Annotated in this window: 14 protein-coding genes; 5 read left to right on the forward strand and 9 right to left on the reverse strand. The window is 48.3% G+C overall.

What is annotated here, in order from left to right; all coding sequences use genetic code 11:
• Positions 1–165: 165 nt before the first annotated feature.
• Together ACOMG9_RS15545 and ACOMG9_RS15550 are read left to right on the forward strand one after the other, a co-directional pair.
• Entirely contained in the window at positions 166–1497 is a 1332-nt protein-coding gene (locus ACOMG9_RS15545) for an acetyl-CoA hydrolase/transferase family protein (RefSeq protein WP_448217546.1), read from the forward strand.
• A 220-nt stretch (positions 1498–1717) separates the two neighbouring features.
• Positions 1718–2011: a hypothetical protein gene (locus ACOMG9_RS15550; RefSeq protein ID WP_422441882.1), complete on the forward strand. Its 294-nt coding sequence runs from the start codon at positions 1718–1720 to the stop codon at positions 2009–2011.
• Here ACOMG9_RS15550 and ACOMG9_RS15555 read toward each other — a convergent pair.
• A complete protein-coding gene (locus tag ACOMG9_RS15555; RefSeq protein ID WP_448217547.1) occupies positions 1977–2273 on the reverse strand; it encodes a DUF6482 family protein in 297 nt (98 codons plus the stop codon). The two genes, ACOMG9_RS15550 and ACOMG9_RS15555, sit on opposite strands and share 35 nt — an antisense overlap.
• 9 nt (positions 2274–2282) lie before the next feature.
• The gene (locus ACOMG9_RS15560; RefSeq protein ID WP_448217548.1) at positions 2283–2825 is read right to left on the reverse strand and encodes a hypothetical protein; all 543 of its coding nucleotides are present in this window, start codon (positions 2823–2825) and stop codon (positions 2283–2285) included.
• A 453-nt stretch (positions 2826–3278) separates the two neighbouring features.
• Here ACOMG9_RS15560 and ACOMG9_RS15565 point away from each other — a divergent pair, with 453 nt between their 5' ends.
• Both ACOMG9_RS15565 and ACOMG9_RS15570 read left to right on the forward strand, forming a co-directional pair.
• The gene (locus tag ACOMG9_RS15565; RefSeq protein ID WP_448217549.1) at positions 3279–3905 is read left to right on the forward strand and encodes a hypothetical protein; all 627 of its coding nucleotides are present in this window, start codon (positions 3279–3281) and stop codon (positions 3903–3905) included.
• A gap of 34 nt (positions 3906–3939) precedes the next feature.
• Positions 3940–5148 (forward strand): MFS transporter, encoded by a 1209-nt coding sequence (locus tag ACOMG9_RS15570; protein WP_448217550.1) that lies wholly within the window; start codon positions 3940–3942, stop codon positions 5146–5148.
• A 72-nt stretch (positions 5149–5220) separates the two neighbouring features.
• On the opposite strand, the gene ACOMG9_RS15575 is transcribed toward ACOMG9_RS15570, so the two are convergent.
• The 3 genes from ACOMG9_RS15575 to ACOMG9_RS15585 form a co-directional block, all read right to left on the reverse strand.
• A complete protein-coding gene (locus ACOMG9_RS15575) occupies positions 5221–6585 on the reverse strand; it encodes a leucyl aminopeptidase family protein (protein ID WP_448217551.1) in 1365 nt (454 codons plus the stop codon).
• Between the two features lie 195 nt (positions 6586–6780).
• A complete protein-coding gene (locus ACOMG9_RS15580) occupies positions 6781–7476 on the reverse strand; it encodes an ABC transporter ATP-binding protein (protein ID WP_448217552.1) in 696 nt (231 codons plus the stop codon).
• Positions 7469–8713, reverse strand: a complete 1245-nt coding sequence (locus ACOMG9_RS15585) for a lipoprotein-releasing ABC transporter permease subunit (RefSeq protein ID WP_494529073.1) — start codon at positions 8711–8713, stop codon at positions 7469–7471. The genes ACOMG9_RS15580 and ACOMG9_RS15585 overlap by 8 nt, the downstream gene beginning before the upstream one ends.
• 181 nt (positions 8714–8894) lie before the next feature.
• Here ACOMG9_RS15585 and ACOMG9_RS15590 point away from each other — a divergent pair, with 181 nt between their 5' ends.
• On the forward strand, positions 8895–9266 hold the full coding sequence (locus tag ACOMG9_RS15590) for a hypothetical protein (RefSeq protein WP_494529074.1): 372 nt from the start codon (positions 8895–8897) through the stop codon (positions 9264–9266).
• A gap of 210 nt (positions 9267–9476) precedes the next feature.
• Here ACOMG9_RS15590 and ACOMG9_RS15595 read toward each other — a convergent pair whose 3' ends face one another.
• The 4 genes from ACOMG9_RS15595 to rlmKL form a co-directional block, all read right to left on the reverse strand.
• Entirely contained in the window at positions 9477–9794 is a 318-nt protein-coding gene (locus ACOMG9_RS15595; RefSeq protein ID WP_448217555.1) for a DUF29 family protein, read from the reverse strand.
• Positions 9769–9930 carry a hypothetical protein gene (locus ACOMG9_RS15600; RefSeq protein ID WP_494529075.1) on the reverse strand — a complete coding sequence of 54 codons (162 nt, stop codon included), beginning with the start codon at positions 9928–9930 and terminating at the stop codon, positions 9769–9771. Before ACOMG9_RS15600 ends, ACOMG9_RS15595 begins: the two co-directional genes overlap by 26 nt.
• A gap of 1073 nt (positions 9931–11003) precedes the next feature.
• The gene (locus tag ACOMG9_RS15605; protein ID WP_448217556.1) at positions 11004–11513 is read right to left on the reverse strand and encodes a hypothetical protein; all 510 of its coding nucleotides are present in this window, start codon (positions 11511–11513) and stop codon (positions 11004–11006) included.
• 273 nt (positions 11514–11786) lie between these two features.
• Positions 11787–13973, reverse strand: coding sequence for a bifunctional 23S rRNA (guanine(2069)-N(7))-methyltransferase RlmK/23S rRNA (guanine(2445)-N(2))-methyltransferase RlmL (rlmKL, locus tag ACOMG9_RS15610; protein ID WP_494529076.1), 2187 nt, complete (start codon positions 13971–13973; stop codon positions 11787–11789).
• Positions 13974–14174 lie beyond the last annotated feature (201 nt).

Here is a 14174-nt window from a genome sequence, read left to right on the forward strand (position 1 = left end):
CAAACCCTTTATTGACAGTCGGTAACAAACAAGTACATGGCGCACTCTGCCAAGTTTTTGATGGAACATTGATGTAAAGTGAAGACCTCAACGTTACCAGACAAGACCCTGAGTTACAGATATTTTCGGGGCGGGTCACTCTGTGCAAATAAAAAAGGAGTCACTATGACTGCTCAATTTGATATCAAAAACTGGCAATCAACCTACGATCGTAAATGGTCACCCCTGGAAAGTGCGGCAAATGAAATCCAGTCCGGGGACAGGGTTTGGATTGGTGGTGCCAATGGTGTTGCTATCCCGGTTCTTAAACAGCTTTGTCATCGTAAAGATGAATTGAAAGACGTTGAATTGTTCGGCGCACTATTAATGTTTCCTTTTGATTTTCTCAAGGCACAATTTAAAGGCCACATCAATTACAACTGTTTATTTACCGGGCCACTGGAGAGAAAATTTCTGGGACCTCATGGCAATATAAAGATTAATTCTGTGCATTTTTCCCAGACGCAGAGCTTTATGAAAAACATCATGAAGCCGAATGTTCTGTTGATGGAAGTTTCCCGACCTGATGAAAATGGCTTTATGAGTCTGGGTCATATCGGTGCCCTGTTAGGCGACAGCGTGGTCGAAAATGCCGAAAAGGTGATCGTGGTTGTTAACGACCAGGTACCCTATCTTAAAGGTGAAAGTAACTTTGTTCATGTAGACCAGATTGACAAACTGGTTGAATGCAATCACGAACTGCCCTTCGCGCCACAGGCCCAGCCAAGCGAACTGGAACAGAGTATTGCGAGCCACATTCTGCCTTACATTAATGATGGAGACACCATTCAGATCGGTTTTGGCGGACTCTCAGATGCGGTTGCCTATGGTTTGGAAAACAAAAAGAATCTGGGCGTGCATTCGGAAATGATGACAGACTCCCTGCTGCACCTGATTAAAATTGGCGCTATTGATAACAGCAATAAAACCATTGACAAAAACAAACTGGTTTACGGACTGGCTGTAGGAAGTCGGGACCTTCTGGATTTTCTGGATAACAACGACGACACCCATGTCATGCCCCTGTCAACGCTGAACAGGCCGGAAGAAATAGCTAAACAGGATAATTTCATTTCCATCAACGGAGCTCTGATGTGCGACCTGACCGGCCAGATTGCGGCTGAAGGTGTTGGTCTGAACCAGATTTCATGCACAGGTGGTCAGCTTGATTTTGTTCGCGGCGCTGGCATGTCCAAAGGTGGTAAGTCCTTTATCGCCCTGTCGTCTGTCTTCAAAGGCAAAAACGGCCTGGAATCCCGCATTCAACTGACCCTGCCCGCCGGAACACCGGTGACCACACCACGCAGTGACGCTATGTTCATTGTCACAGAGTACGGTGTTGCCGACGTGCACAACAAACCCCTCAAAGACCGTACTGCAGCCCTGATTGCCATCTCTCATCCGGATTTCCGCGAGCCCCTCACTGCCCAGGCACGTGAAGCAGGTCTGATCGACTAAAACGGACATTTTCTCTTCTGCGAACCTTGATTAATTCTGCAAAGGTCGATCGATGCTTAGGCTTTTAAATTGGAGAATGCTATCGTCTCTGAAGAGACGACCATTGTAGAATAGCTCCAGAGGCTTGCTTTGCAAGCCTGGCTCAGATCCCCGCCTTCACGTCCTCGGTGATGATTACGGGGTTTTTAGCGGGGATTCAATAAACGGAGGAGGGCAGGCGATGCAGTCTCACAATCTTCTGGCAGGGCTAGTCATCGGCTTGTTTCTGACGGGGTGTTCTTATCATGGTCGACCAGAAGAAAAGTCGATGTGTACCGAAAGCTGGTATGAGTATGCAGAGTCGAGAGTACCCACAGGCGATGGCATGGGACACGGCCCTGATCCCGGCTCCACGGAATGGCGCTCCGTTGTGGAATTCAGACTCAACTTACGAGATCAGAACCTGTTGCCTGATCGATCAAGCGATCAATGGTGTCGGGCTATCGATCAATTTTTAAAAGCCCATGACGGATAGTTTTACCTTCACCGGAATCGCCTGAGCTGATCATTTCGTCATAGGCTGAAGACATCACCATATCCAGTTGATCCGACAGATCCTTGCCTAAAGTGTATTTGGCCTCGAAAATGCTGTGAAAGACTTTGGGCTTATTTTCTGCATGCTCGGTAAGCCATTCCCTGTCGTTAATCCGGCACAAATAGATGTCACCTTCAGCCGAAATCAGCTCCAGATGTGTCTGCTTTTGGCGAACAACGGCAGTCAGTGTTTTCAGATTCATAACCTTGCCTCACGAATGTTTTCTGAGTAACCAGGATCCCATGAAGGGGTTGTCCAGCCTTTGGCTTCTGCCAGCCGGTTCCGCCTCAGGAATGTGAATTGCGATGACGCGCATCAGTTTAGAAACAGAATTGGATTCAACATCCAGCATGACTACAGAGCCACCCTGTTCAAGGTGATCATGGAAAGGCTGGAGCCTGAAGTTGTCACTGGAAGCGCCGATCAACCCCCCCAGCCAAGTCGAGTAACCCAGTACCACCATGCATGCGAAAAAAGTGACCACCGGGGCAACCGGATGCGCAGCCATTAATTCATGGACCGCAAGGCCGGTCAGTACTGTCAGCAGGATACCAATGAGAAAACCTCTCTCACCTGAACGAACCGTGTCGTATTCTTCGATAAAGGACAGATCATTCAAATGCTTTTTCTGCGTCGCCAGATGATCTTTGTGAGCGATGTGGATTCGATTGTGAGAGACCCCTTCAGCTTCGGCAAGGTCGTTCAGCTTTTGGGCGAAGGCGAGGTCAGGCAGACGATAGAGTACTCTTAACATACAAAACACCTTCTTGCGGTGATTAAGTAAGGTCTCAAAACTCAATATTAGAGCTATTACGGATGATTGGCGAATTTAGATCACTTAGAAAGCATCAGGGCTTTTTGGCGCACCTTTCCTTGACAAACTCCCTGAAGGTTCGGTCGGCCAGAGAGGTCACTTTTTTTCGCCAGACCATGACAATTTCCAGTTTTACCGACTTAGTGAAAGTCACAAAAATTTGGTATTTACTTTGCGTGATGGGCTCAGACATTGGGGTTATAGCACGATCGTCTTCATTCTTACACTGGTTTCAAATTCAACGCTCAATTCAAACCTGAGCCAGAGGGGCGTCGGGTGATGAAGGCGAAGCACCGGAACGAACTGGAAGCATACGTTAGATGCGCTAACAAGATTGTTATGAACTTTATGATGAATGAGCACTCTAGAGAGAAAACATGAAAGGAATATACTGTGAATTCAGCCCCTATCCAGCCCTTTGGGTCAACAAACTTTCAAGCCTGTGCTGCAACCAGTCAAGTTACGACGTCTGAAGATTATCATTCATCTCAGGTGTTTATACCCAGAGGTAATGAATACTTTGATTTGCAAAGATTAATCACCACCAGAAAAGTGGCAAAAGTAAAAAACGGACACATACTTAGTTCTTCTACCACTAAAGATAACGCATTCCCATTGTGGCTGAGAATACCATCAGATAAACCTGATAATGCTTTTTGGACCTCCACTCTAAAAAAAGACGCCACAAACAATAAAAGTACAACTGCCTGGATAGAGTGGTGTAGAGAAAATAGTTTGAGATTCTGGTTAGGAAACGATGCTGCTCAGTTTAAAGTTTCAGAAACGGCAAAAATATTAAAGATTGATTCCTTTGAAAAATATGAAAATTTAGTGAAAAACTTCCCCCATGCAGAAAATGATGATTATATCGACTGGGAACGAGTAGCTACCGAGTTTGATGCTGTGCATTGCACAGAAGATTTTTGTATTCCGGGATGGAATTGTGAATCAACAGCTTGGTTAAATACAGATAAATTAGCATTCCAGAAATCTATAAGCTCAGAAGAAATTGACTTGTAGAATGAACGATTGAGCACCTGACAGAAGTAATAACATGATCGATCTTGCCACACCTGCTTATCGAAAAGCCTGCTTTGCCCTGGCACTGGGATCGTTCCTGATATTCTGCAACCTGTATCTGTTTCAGCCACTGATTCCGGTCATGGCCGATCAATTCTCGGTTTCTGTACTTAAGGCCAATAGCCTTCTGGCGGCAAGCACTACGGGTCTGGCGCTGACCCTGTTGCCCTGGGCCATTCTTTCAGAAAAGCTGGGCCGTTACCCCGTGATGATGATCAGCCTGGCGCTGATCCCTCTGACAGGACTGGGTATCCTCCTTTCAAACAGCCTGACTGTTATGATTGTTACCCGGGCAGTTCTGGGCATCGCCCTGGCCGGTTTTGCGGCCGTAGCAGTGGCCTATATGGCAGAAGAATTCACCCAAAGCGCTCTTACGATGGCTGTCGGCACTTATATCAGCGCTAACTCCCTGGGTGGAATCTGTGGTCGTATCTTTGGGGGATTGGTCTGCGAACAGTGGAACTGGGAAACAGCCGTTGCGACCATGGCGCTGTTCAGCCTGCTGTGTGCGCTGATTGTCTATGCGTTATTGCCCAGGGCGGTTCATTTTCAACAAGAACCCGGGTTCAGTGTTAAGGAAGCCATCGACAATATTGCCGGGCACCTGCAAAACCCGAAATTGTCACTGGCTGTATTAATGGGTGGACTGAACTTTGCCCTGTTCGTCAATCTATACACCGTAACAGGTCTCAGACTGATTGCTCCCCCCTACTCTCTTCCCGCAGGCTGGACTGCATTGATTTTTCTCTGCTACCTGAGCGGCACCCTCTCTTCCCGACTCAGTGGGCACTGGCGTAAGCAACACACCACTACTCAGGGCCTGTTGATCGGAACATTTATGAGCATGAGTGGCGTATGGGTCGCCAGCCTGCAGGAATTAACGGCGGTAATTATCGGATTGCTGCTGATCAGTTCCGGTGCATTCTTTGTTCACTCTCTGGCTTATGGCTGGGTCAGTCATCATGCAACCCGTGCCAAAGCTACGGCTAGCGCACTGTATCTTGTTGCTTATTATCTGGGAGGCAGTCTGGGAGGATTTCTACTGATCGCTTGCTGGCAGAAGGCCGCCTGGCAAGGAGTATTAATGGGTTCAATGACGCTCTACGGATTAATGTACTGGATCTGTTTCAGACTAAAAAAATACGACTCCAGGCGTCAAACACCGACGATAGCCTCGCCTTGAATAAAATAAAGATTGCCTCGTCCGCTATCCCGTCCTGAATCAATTGATTGCAGGACGGGACAAACAGTCAGATTAATGGCCGTAGCGATCCAGCAGTACTTCAAACATGGCACGAACCCCGAAAGCTTCTCCACCTACAGGACGACCTGGCTGATTACGAATATTCCAGGCCATGATATCAAAGTGAACCCAGGGAATGTCCTTGCCGACAAACTCCTGCAGGTAGAGTGCCGCAGTAATAGAACCCCCATAAGGCTCCCTGGCACAGTTGGTCATGTCAGCGATTTCGCTTTTAAGCATGTATTTGTAGCCCTTGTGCAACGGCAGGCGCCAGACCGGGTCCTCCGTTTTATCACCTGCCTGCATCAGTTCACACGCCAAAGCCGTATCGTCGGTATAAAAGCCACCCACTTCAGTACCCAGGGCTATACGGCAGGCGCCAGTCAGCGTGGCGAAATCGACAATCATTTCAGGATTTTCGGCACTGGCCTCGGTCAGAGCCTCACACAAAACCAGACGACCTTCTGCATCGGTGTTGTGAATTTCTACTGTCAGACCCTGGCGGGTTTTCACAACATCGCCGGGACGCAGGGCATTGCCGGCAACCGCATTTTCTACGGCTGGAATCAGCATTCTCAGACGAACAGGCAGATTGAAGTCCATAATCAAACGCGCCAGTCCAATGACGTGAGCGGCACCGCCCATATCTTTTTTCATCAAGCGCATACCCGCTGAGCCTTTCATGTCCAGACCACCACTGTCGAAGCAGACGCCCTTACCCACCAGAGTAATCAATGGATGCTTCTCGTCACCCCAGGTCATATCGATAAGTCGTGGCGCATGGCTACTGGCACGGCCTACCGCATGAATGGTGGGGTAATTTTGGGCCAACAGCTCATCACCTACAATCTGACTGACTTTGCCACCGAACTCTTCAGCCAGCTTTGCCACTGCCTCGCCCAAATGCTCAGGCATCATATCACCTGCCGGGGTGTTCACCAGATCACGAACGCTAGCCACCGCTTTAACATACTTTTCAGCTTCTTCAACCTGAGCCTGGCTCGGCAGAATCAACCTTGGACACTCTTTCTGATCAGTTTTTTTGTAGCGGTTAAACTGATAGGCACCCAGTCCCCAGCTGAATGCAGCCAGTTTGAGCAGGTTTTCATCCCCCTGAAGTTTGTAGTCTCCGGCTGGCAGCTGATTGACCAGATCACCGCAGATAAAGTGACTGGAGAGATCTTCAACCCCCACAATGACCTGCCCCATGACACCTTCTTCACCGGGGATCAGACTGATGCCTTTTCCTTTGTAGTCTGTGCAGGTCAGCCAGTTCTGAAGAGGCTCTGACTGCTCATCAAACCAACGATCATAATCTGAAGTTTCAATCAGAGTCAGAGGAATACCGTGGTCACCAGCCAGCAAATAGGAAAGCATAGGTCTCTACCATTTGGGAATAAAAGGAATTAAAAGACAACAATATCGAAAGAAGGTACTCAGTATCGAGGCAGCCTGCACACCCTGTGCGGTAGCAGATGCATGGGGCAAACCGCAATATTGCCGTTTGCCCCATGCTATCAGAGCCACATTAACCATGCCAGTGGGCATAGCGTTTTTGGAGCTGCGGCAGGCTTAAGAATCCATAATCAACCTGCCAGACTCCAGTCGAAAAACTCGATCCATCTGCCTGGCAAGATTCATGTCATGGGTTACCACAATAAAACTGGTCTTGAACTCTCTGCTGAGAGTCGCCATTAAACCGTGCACTTTTTCAGCAGTGTTAGGATCAAGGTTACCCGTTGGTTCATCCATAAACACCAGATCAGGTTCGCCGACCAGGGCTCTGGCAATGGCTACACGCTGACGCTCACCTCCGGATAATTCTGCGGGCTTATGTTTGGCCCTTGCCAGCAACCCCACTGCTTCCAACAGCCGTTCGGCGCTCTCCTTAATCTGCCTGATGGGCATTTTCTTTCTCAGCAGCAGCGGCATAGAGACATTTTCCAGGGCGGTGAACTCGGGTAACAGATGATGAAACTGGTACACAAAACCGAGGTGGCGATTTCTCAGCTCATTTTGCCGGGCCTCTTTCATCGTCGACAGGTCATGGCCGCAGACTTTGATTTCACCGGAAGAAGGACAATCCAGTCCGGCCAGCAGTTGCAGTAATGTCGTCTTCCCTGAACCGGAGCTGCCCACCACCGCTAACCTTTCAGATGGACCGACGACCAGGTTCAAGTCTTTCAAGACTTCCAGTTTTTCAGGGCCTTCATCAAAACTTTTGGCAAGCGCCCTGCACTCCAATATTGCTCTTACTGACTCAGTCATAGCGAAGTGCCTCTGCTGGCTGGGTTTTAGAGGCTCTCCAGGCGGGATACAGAGTGGCCAGGAAACTCATGGAAAGACCTGCAATACTGATGGCAGCAACATCGCGCCACTGCAATTCAGAAGGCAGATAACTGATAAAATAAACGTCCGGACTGAGGAACTGGATACCCAGAAAGGACTCCAGAGCTGAGATCATTTCAGAAACATTCAAGGCAGCAATAATACCGAGCACGACCCCCAATAATGTTCCCACAACGCCAATGAGAGAGCCCTGTACCATAAAGATACCCATGATAGTCTTCGGACTGGCGCCCAGTGTTCTCAGAATAGCGATATCTGATTGCTTGTCAGTCACCACCATCACCAGAGTAGAGACGATATTGAATGCTGCTACCGCAACAATCAATGTCAACAGCAGGCCCACCATGGTTTTTTCCATCTGGATCGCCTGAAACAGTTGCCCCTGGGTTCGAGTCCAGTCCTGCACGTAGTAACGACCTGGCAGCTGAATGGCAACATCCCAGGCCAGTTTGGGTGCAGCAAACAGGTTTTCCATTTTCAGCCGAATGCCTTCAACACCTTCAGGGACTCTCATGAATCGTGCAGCATCCTGAATGTTGATATAAGCCAGACTGCCGTCCACTTCAGCACCTACCGAAAAGATACCGACCACAGTGAAACGCTTGAGTCTGGGGAAAACACCGGCAAGGTTCACATTCGCCTCGGGTAGAACCATGGTCACCTTGTCACCGGTTGTGACCCCCAGAGACTGGGCCATGATTTCACCCAGCACTATGCCAAACCTTCCGGGTTTCAGGTTGTCGAGAGATCCCTGCTCCATATGCTGATTAACAATTGAAACCTGCTCTTCGTAGGCCGGATCAATCCCGTAAACCATGGCCCCACGAACCTGGCTGCCACTGGTCAGCATCCCCTGACCATCCACAAAAGGAGCTGCAGCAACAATCCCATCCTGTCCGGAGACCTGTTCCAGAATATTCTGCCAGTCTTGCATACCGCCCGATGCTGACGTAATGGTGGCATGGGGAACCATACCCAGAATGCGCTGTTTCAGTTCCCGGTCAAAACCGTTCATGACAGACATGACAATAATCAGTACGCAGACCCCCAGGGTCAGCCCAACCATCGACATGAGTGAAATAAAGGAAATAAAGTGATTCCTTCGTTTGGCCCGGGTATACCTGAGGCCGACAAAAAACGGTAATGGTCTGAACATTTAAATTTTATGAGGCGTCAATAGTTACAAAGTTCGCTATTATAACCCCAATGGCCCGGTACAATAAGGCTGTTTGCATTTCCTTGCAAAAGCGACAGTCTCCCATAACGATAACCGCGGCTGCAGAGCTGTTGCAGCCAACCCATGAGAATAAGAAAGTAGCGAGAAAAGTATGCTTGTTATGAAACATCTATTAACAATATCGTCATTAGCCCTATCCATGACCTTGTTGGGTCTTGTCAGTTTCAACCAGCATGCTTTTGCAGCAGAACCCGCCGACACCATTGCGGTGCCCGTTGGCAGTCAGTCGGCTGAACTTCGCAGCACAGTTCTGTTGCCAGAAAGAGGTCAAAGCATGGATTCCGTCAAGGATCGTCTGGGACCACCTGAAATATCTGAAACGGTTGGCAAGCCCGCAATTACCAAGTGGAAGTACCAGGACATGACCGTTTATTTTGAAGGTAAAACCGTTCTGCGAGCGGTTGTTCACCCCAACTTCCAACAAGCCGAGCCAACCGCTGTCGCCACTGATTCGGCTGTCAGACAGCCCTGAGCAGAGAAAACCACTAAAATTGGCGACCGTGTTTAAACAGTCGTCTTTTTATATCACCAATAGGCCTGCATAATCAGGCTATAATTTCGTCCGGCTTTTATCTTGTGGGTTTATCAATCTTTTCATGTGGATAGCAATAATCATGCACTATCGTTTTACACGATTTTTTGACTATCTTCAGCAGTTATCGAACACTTATCACCAGTCTTATCATGGCACTGTAGAACAAAGCTTCTTTTTTATTCTTCTTTTCATTGAAAAATAGGTTTGTCTAACAAGCCAAAGATGGGCCACCCTGTCCTCCACCCATGGGTCATTCAAAACGGTTTTCTGGTAATGATATTTGAGCAAATCCAAAAACAATACGTTCAAGTAAGACCGCAATTCACGCTTACAACTCATTAAGCTCGACTCCAACTCCTCAAGCGAATTGTCCAGGTCAAGCTGCTCAAAATCCCGATTTTTGAGTAAAAATACCTGCTGCTCCAACCACTTGTAGTAATCAATTTCGTACAAACTTTTCATCATTTCCCTCCTGAAAATCCTGTTCAAGCTCGTCGATTTCGGCCCTGCCAAGCTCTTCATCTCTGGGCTCAACGTCGGGCACTTCCTCACAGGGTAGATTAATAATGCCGGTAAGAAAGTTGTCCCAGACCTCCAGCAACTTAAGTACTCAACCATACGAAATCATATTTTCTGACTTATTGTTCAGGCACTCGCGGCAACTGCTCCTGCGTTGCTCTAGCTCCTGCATCCATGCAGTCGTGATGCGTTGCAACTCTGGTCACATAGCTTGCTATGTTCCCGTCGTTGCGCCTTGCAGAGCACCTGCCCAATAAGCCAGAAATATTCGATTCCGCATGGCTGAGTACTTAATCTTCAGCTTCAAATAACCAAACCCTTCACAGTTCGTTTCCCTGACGTTAGTGGCTAAATTGTGGACAAGAATCAAGTCACGGTAAGAATGCCCTTACCCTTTTTACTAAGTCCTGTTAAGAACCGTTGCAACACCTGTAGTTCGCATAGCCCGACAAGGGGATATCAGAGCTGCTTACTTTTACATAACCTTCCCGCTTCGACGAACACATCTTTGGTGTTGAAAATCAAAATCAATGGTTTGAAGAACAGAGAACACCACCTTCAGAGAGCCTTCAGTTATAAGTCAACCATAAACTGTTTCGCTGTCATTCCCGGAAATTGTTGTGTCTGCAACTGCCACCTGAACCGGCCACATCCTCCCCCACAACGAGCATCACATCAGTGCTATGTCCGTAATGGTCAAAGGGACACTTTAATAGGTTGGCAGGATCAGATATCGTCTCAGCATGGGGTCCACAGAAGTCACATATTGGCATATGCCATCTAACGACAGCGGTTGCATCGGGCGGGGTATCTCGGGATATGAAGATATCCTGATATCGCGGTTTATCGCCAGTAGAACATTCTGTAAGCATGACATCCTTATAATGGAGGCCAAGTTTACTGATATTTAAGTAATCGGGTGGCATTGAGTCAGTCTCCGGATTATGTACCCCGTGCATGCAAGAACTGTCTGATCCAGCCCTGAAAGAGTAAGACGCGCTATGATCGGAATCATAATTTCTTACAAAATAAATAACTCCATCCAGTGCGTGAACACTTCCGAACGCGAGCGCAAGAATCGTTGACCCTGCTAGTCTGGAAATCAGCTTCATACTTCTCTCCTACTGATGAGTTGACGAGTGATCTCTTCCGCTATCAATCCCGAAAATTGTCGTGCCTGCAACTGCCACCTGAACCGGGCACATCCTGACCCACAACGAGCATTACATCAGTGCTATATCCGTAATGGTCAAAGGGACACTTCAATAGGTTGGCAGGATCAGATTTCGTCTTGGCATAGGGTCCACATGTGTCACATACTGGCATATGCCATCTAACGACAGCGGTTGCCTTGGGCGGGGTGTCCCGGGATATGACGATATCCTGATATCGCGGTTTATCGCCATCGCCACAGTCTGTAAATATGACATCCCTGTAATGGAGGCCAAGCTTGCTGATGTTTAAGTAACCGGGAGGCATTGAGTCAGTACCCGGAGTATAAACCCCGTACATGCAAGAACTGTCTGACCCAGCCCTGAAAGAGTAGGACACGCTATGGTCGGAATCATAGTTTCTTATAAAATAAATAACCCGGTCCAGTGCGTGCACACTTCCGAACGCGAGCGCAAGAATCGTTGACCCTGCCAGTCTGAAAATCAGCTTCATACTTCTCACCTACTGATGAGTTAACCAAGCAGACAGGGTATGAGGCCTCATACCCTTTTGTCGCCTGCATCGTACCGGAAATTATAGCTCTGATTTACTACCACCTGATTAACCTGAAATGATCTTCCTGAATATCAAAAACACCTTTAAGTTTCCTGGAGTTGGAAAAAATGGGGAGATCCATAAAAATCAGCTCATACTCTCCGATATCCTTTACCAACCATCTCAGGCAATCTGTGGAATCACGGCGTTTTTGCCAAAGATCAGTGCCATTTACTTTTTCATAATCTTCCAGCTTCGATGAATACCTTTTCGGCGTTGAAAATCACGATCAATGGTTTGATGGGTGATCTCTTCGACAACAAATTCTGACCCAACACGCTCATCCAGTTTGAATTTTCTAAAATTGTTTGAGAAATAGAGAACACCGCCCTTGCTCAGCCTCTTTACTGCCAGTTCAATTAACCTGAAATGGTCTCTCTGAACATCAAAAACATCTTTTAGCTTTCTGGAGTTGGAGAAGGTGGGAGGGTCCATAAAAATCAGATCATACTCGCTGATATCTTTTTCCAGCCATTTCAGGCAATCTTCCCGCTCCATTCGGTGACGCCGCTCGCTCAGACCGTTCAGGGCCAGATTCTTTTTACCCCAGTCGAGATAGGTATTGGAAAGATCCACACTGGTAGAAGACACGGCTCCCCCCATAGCGGCATGAACGGTTGCTGTGGCGGTATAACAGAACAGGTTGAGGAAACGTTTGCCCGCCGCTTCTTTCTGCAGTCTCATTCTCATCAGTCGGTGATCCAGAAACAGACCCGTATCCAGATAATCATGCAGATTAACCAATAAACGACATCCGCCCTCTTCAACTTCCATCATCTGCTTCTGTTCGTCTTGTCGTCCGTACTGACTGGAACCTGATTGCCGCTCACGTCGTTTGAGGACAATATTTTCATCCGGTATATTCAGCACCTCAGGCGTCACTGCCAGGGCTTCGATTAACCGCTCCTGAGCTTTTTCCTCGTTAATGGATTTAGGCGCTGCATACTCCTGAACATGCACCCAGTCACGATACACATCTACCGCTACAGCGTATTCCGGCATGTCGGCATCATAGAGACGATAGCAGTCAATGTTGTTGTTTCTGGCCCATTTGCTCATCTGCCTGAAATTTTTCTTCAACCGATTGGCAAACATGTTAGCCCCTTCAGAAATATAGGTAACTGTTCTGGCCTCTGGTTGATTCCGTTCCTGTTTTTCTGCAACGGGCTCTCTCGCTTCACGGCTGCGAATATCATAAAGAAAGAGCTTACAGGGCAGTGCACCGTTAAAGAGTGAATAACTCTTTTTTGGCCCCATTCCGAGATTTTTCACCAGACTGGGCGTGCCGGTAAATATGCCTGCTTGCCAACCCGGGCAATGCTCCTTCAGCTTTTCACCCAGATGTTTGTAGAGGTAGACCAGACTGGCTTCATCGCCCATACGTTCACCGTAGGGAGGATTACAAACCACCAATCCGGCACCTATGTCTGAATCCATCGCCAAATCCTTGAGCTCCTGCTGTCGTATCCTGACCCTTTTCGACAGCCCTACCCTTTCCAGGTTGGATTTGGCACGATGAGCAACAGAACCCAGACCTTCAAAGCCAGTAATATCCGAACTCAGGGTAGCCAGCCCCTGTTGCCGACGCTCCCTGGCTTCCTCCAGCACTTTCATCCACACCTTTGGCACATGCCCCATCCAACGGTCAAAACCGAAACGGGTCCGGAGCAGACCGGGGGCAATATCAGCCGCCATCATGGCTCCTTCTATTAGCAGAGTACCGGCGCCGCACATGGGGTCCATTAACGGTTTGCCCTGTGCCGCCATTTCAGGCCAGCCAGCCCTTATCAGAATCGCCGCAGCCAGATTCTCCTTCAGAGGCGCTTCACCTGATTCCTGACGATAGCCCCGTTGATGCAAACTCTGGCCTGACAGGTCAATAGACACAAACGCTGTTTTTCCCCTGGCATGAACATTGATTCTTAAATCGGGGTTAGTGGCATTCACAGAGGGTCGCCAGCCATAGTCATCTCTTAACTGGTCAACGATGGCGTCTTTAACGACCTGGGCACCGAATCGGGTGTGATTGATATCTGGCGTGGAGCCGGTGAAGTCGACCCGAAAGCTGCTCTGCCTGTCGAGATGATCATCCCACTCAAACGTTCTGACACCCTGATACAGGCTGTCTTTATTCTCAGATCGGATCTCACCCAGCCGCAATAAAATCCTGCTTGCCAGTCTGGACCAGAGACAACTGCGATAAGCAACCTCAAGACTGCCCCTGAAACTCACGCCAGCGACAGTTTCCTGGACAGATTCAGCACCCAGATCCGTCAACTCTCTGGCCAGCAGGATTTCCAGCCCCTTGGGGCAGCTGGCGAAGAGTTCCAGAGAACGCTCTGTAAGAGGCGTATTCATAACTTATATTCCAAAAAAATTTAAAAACTCAATACTTATTAGGATTGATTTCTCGACAGCCTGTTCAAACTTCGTTAGAAATTAGACCGTAGACTTTCCCTGTACGTTTGCTCTCTGGTTTTTTCCCAGTTCCCTCGTTACATGCAACTTGCATATGACCTGGTGGGCTTCCGGAGTTATCACAACAGACCGGATCGGGGA

The organism is Endozoicomonas sp. PH6C (assembly GCF_059322965.1).

Excerpts from the sequence above, each read along its gene's own strand:
- ACOMG9_RS15575 (WP_448217551.1), bottom strand. The coding sequence starts at position 6,585 with ATGCTTTCCTATTTGCTGGCTGGTGACCACGGTATTCCTCTGACTCTG.
- ACOMG9_RS15545 (WP_448217546.1), top strand. The coding sequence starts at position 166 with ATGACTGCTCAATTTGATATCAAAAACTGGCAATCAACCTACGATCGT.
- ACOMG9_RS15580 (WP_448217552.1), bottom strand. The coding sequence starts at position 7,476 with ATGACTGAGTCAGTAAGAGCAATATTGGAGTGCAGGGCGCTTGCCAAA.
- ACOMG9_RS15560 (WP_448217548.1), bottom strand. The coding sequence starts at position 2,825 with ATGTTAAGAGTACTCTATCGTCTGCCTGACCTCGCCTTCGCCCAAAAG.
- ACOMG9_RS15570 (WP_448217550.1), top strand. The coding sequence starts at position 3,940 with ATGATCGATCTTGCCACACCTGCTTATCGAAAAGCCTGCTTTGCCCTG.
- ACOMG9_RS15605 (WP_448217556.1), bottom strand. The coding sequence starts at position 11,513 with ATGAAGCTGATTTTCAGACTGGCAGGGTCAACGATTCTTGCGCTCGCG.
- ACOMG9_RS15555 (WP_448217547.1), bottom strand. The coding sequence starts at position 2,273 with ATGAATCTGAAAACACTGACTGCCGTTGTTCGCCAAAAGCAGACACAT.
- ACOMG9_RS15585 (WP_494529073.1), bottom strand. The coding sequence starts at position 8,713 with ATGTTCAGACCATTACCGTTTTTTGTCGGCCTCAGGTATACCCGGGCC.
- rlmKL (WP_494529076.1), bottom strand. The coding sequence starts at position 13,973 with ATGAATACGCCTCTTACAGAGCGTTCTCTGGAACTCTTCGCCAGCTGC.
- ACOMG9_RS15595 (WP_448217555.1), bottom strand. The coding sequence starts at position 9,794 with ATGATGAAAAGTTTGTACGAAATTGATTACTACAAGTGGTTGGAGCAG.
- ACOMG9_RS15550 (WP_422441882.1), top strand. The coding sequence starts at position 1,718 with ATGCAGTCTCACAATCTTCTGGCAGGGCTAGTCATCGGCTTGTTTCTG.
- ACOMG9_RS15590 (WP_494529074.1), top strand. The coding sequence starts at position 8,895 with ATGAAACATCTATTAACAATATCGTCATTAGCCCTATCCATGACCTTG.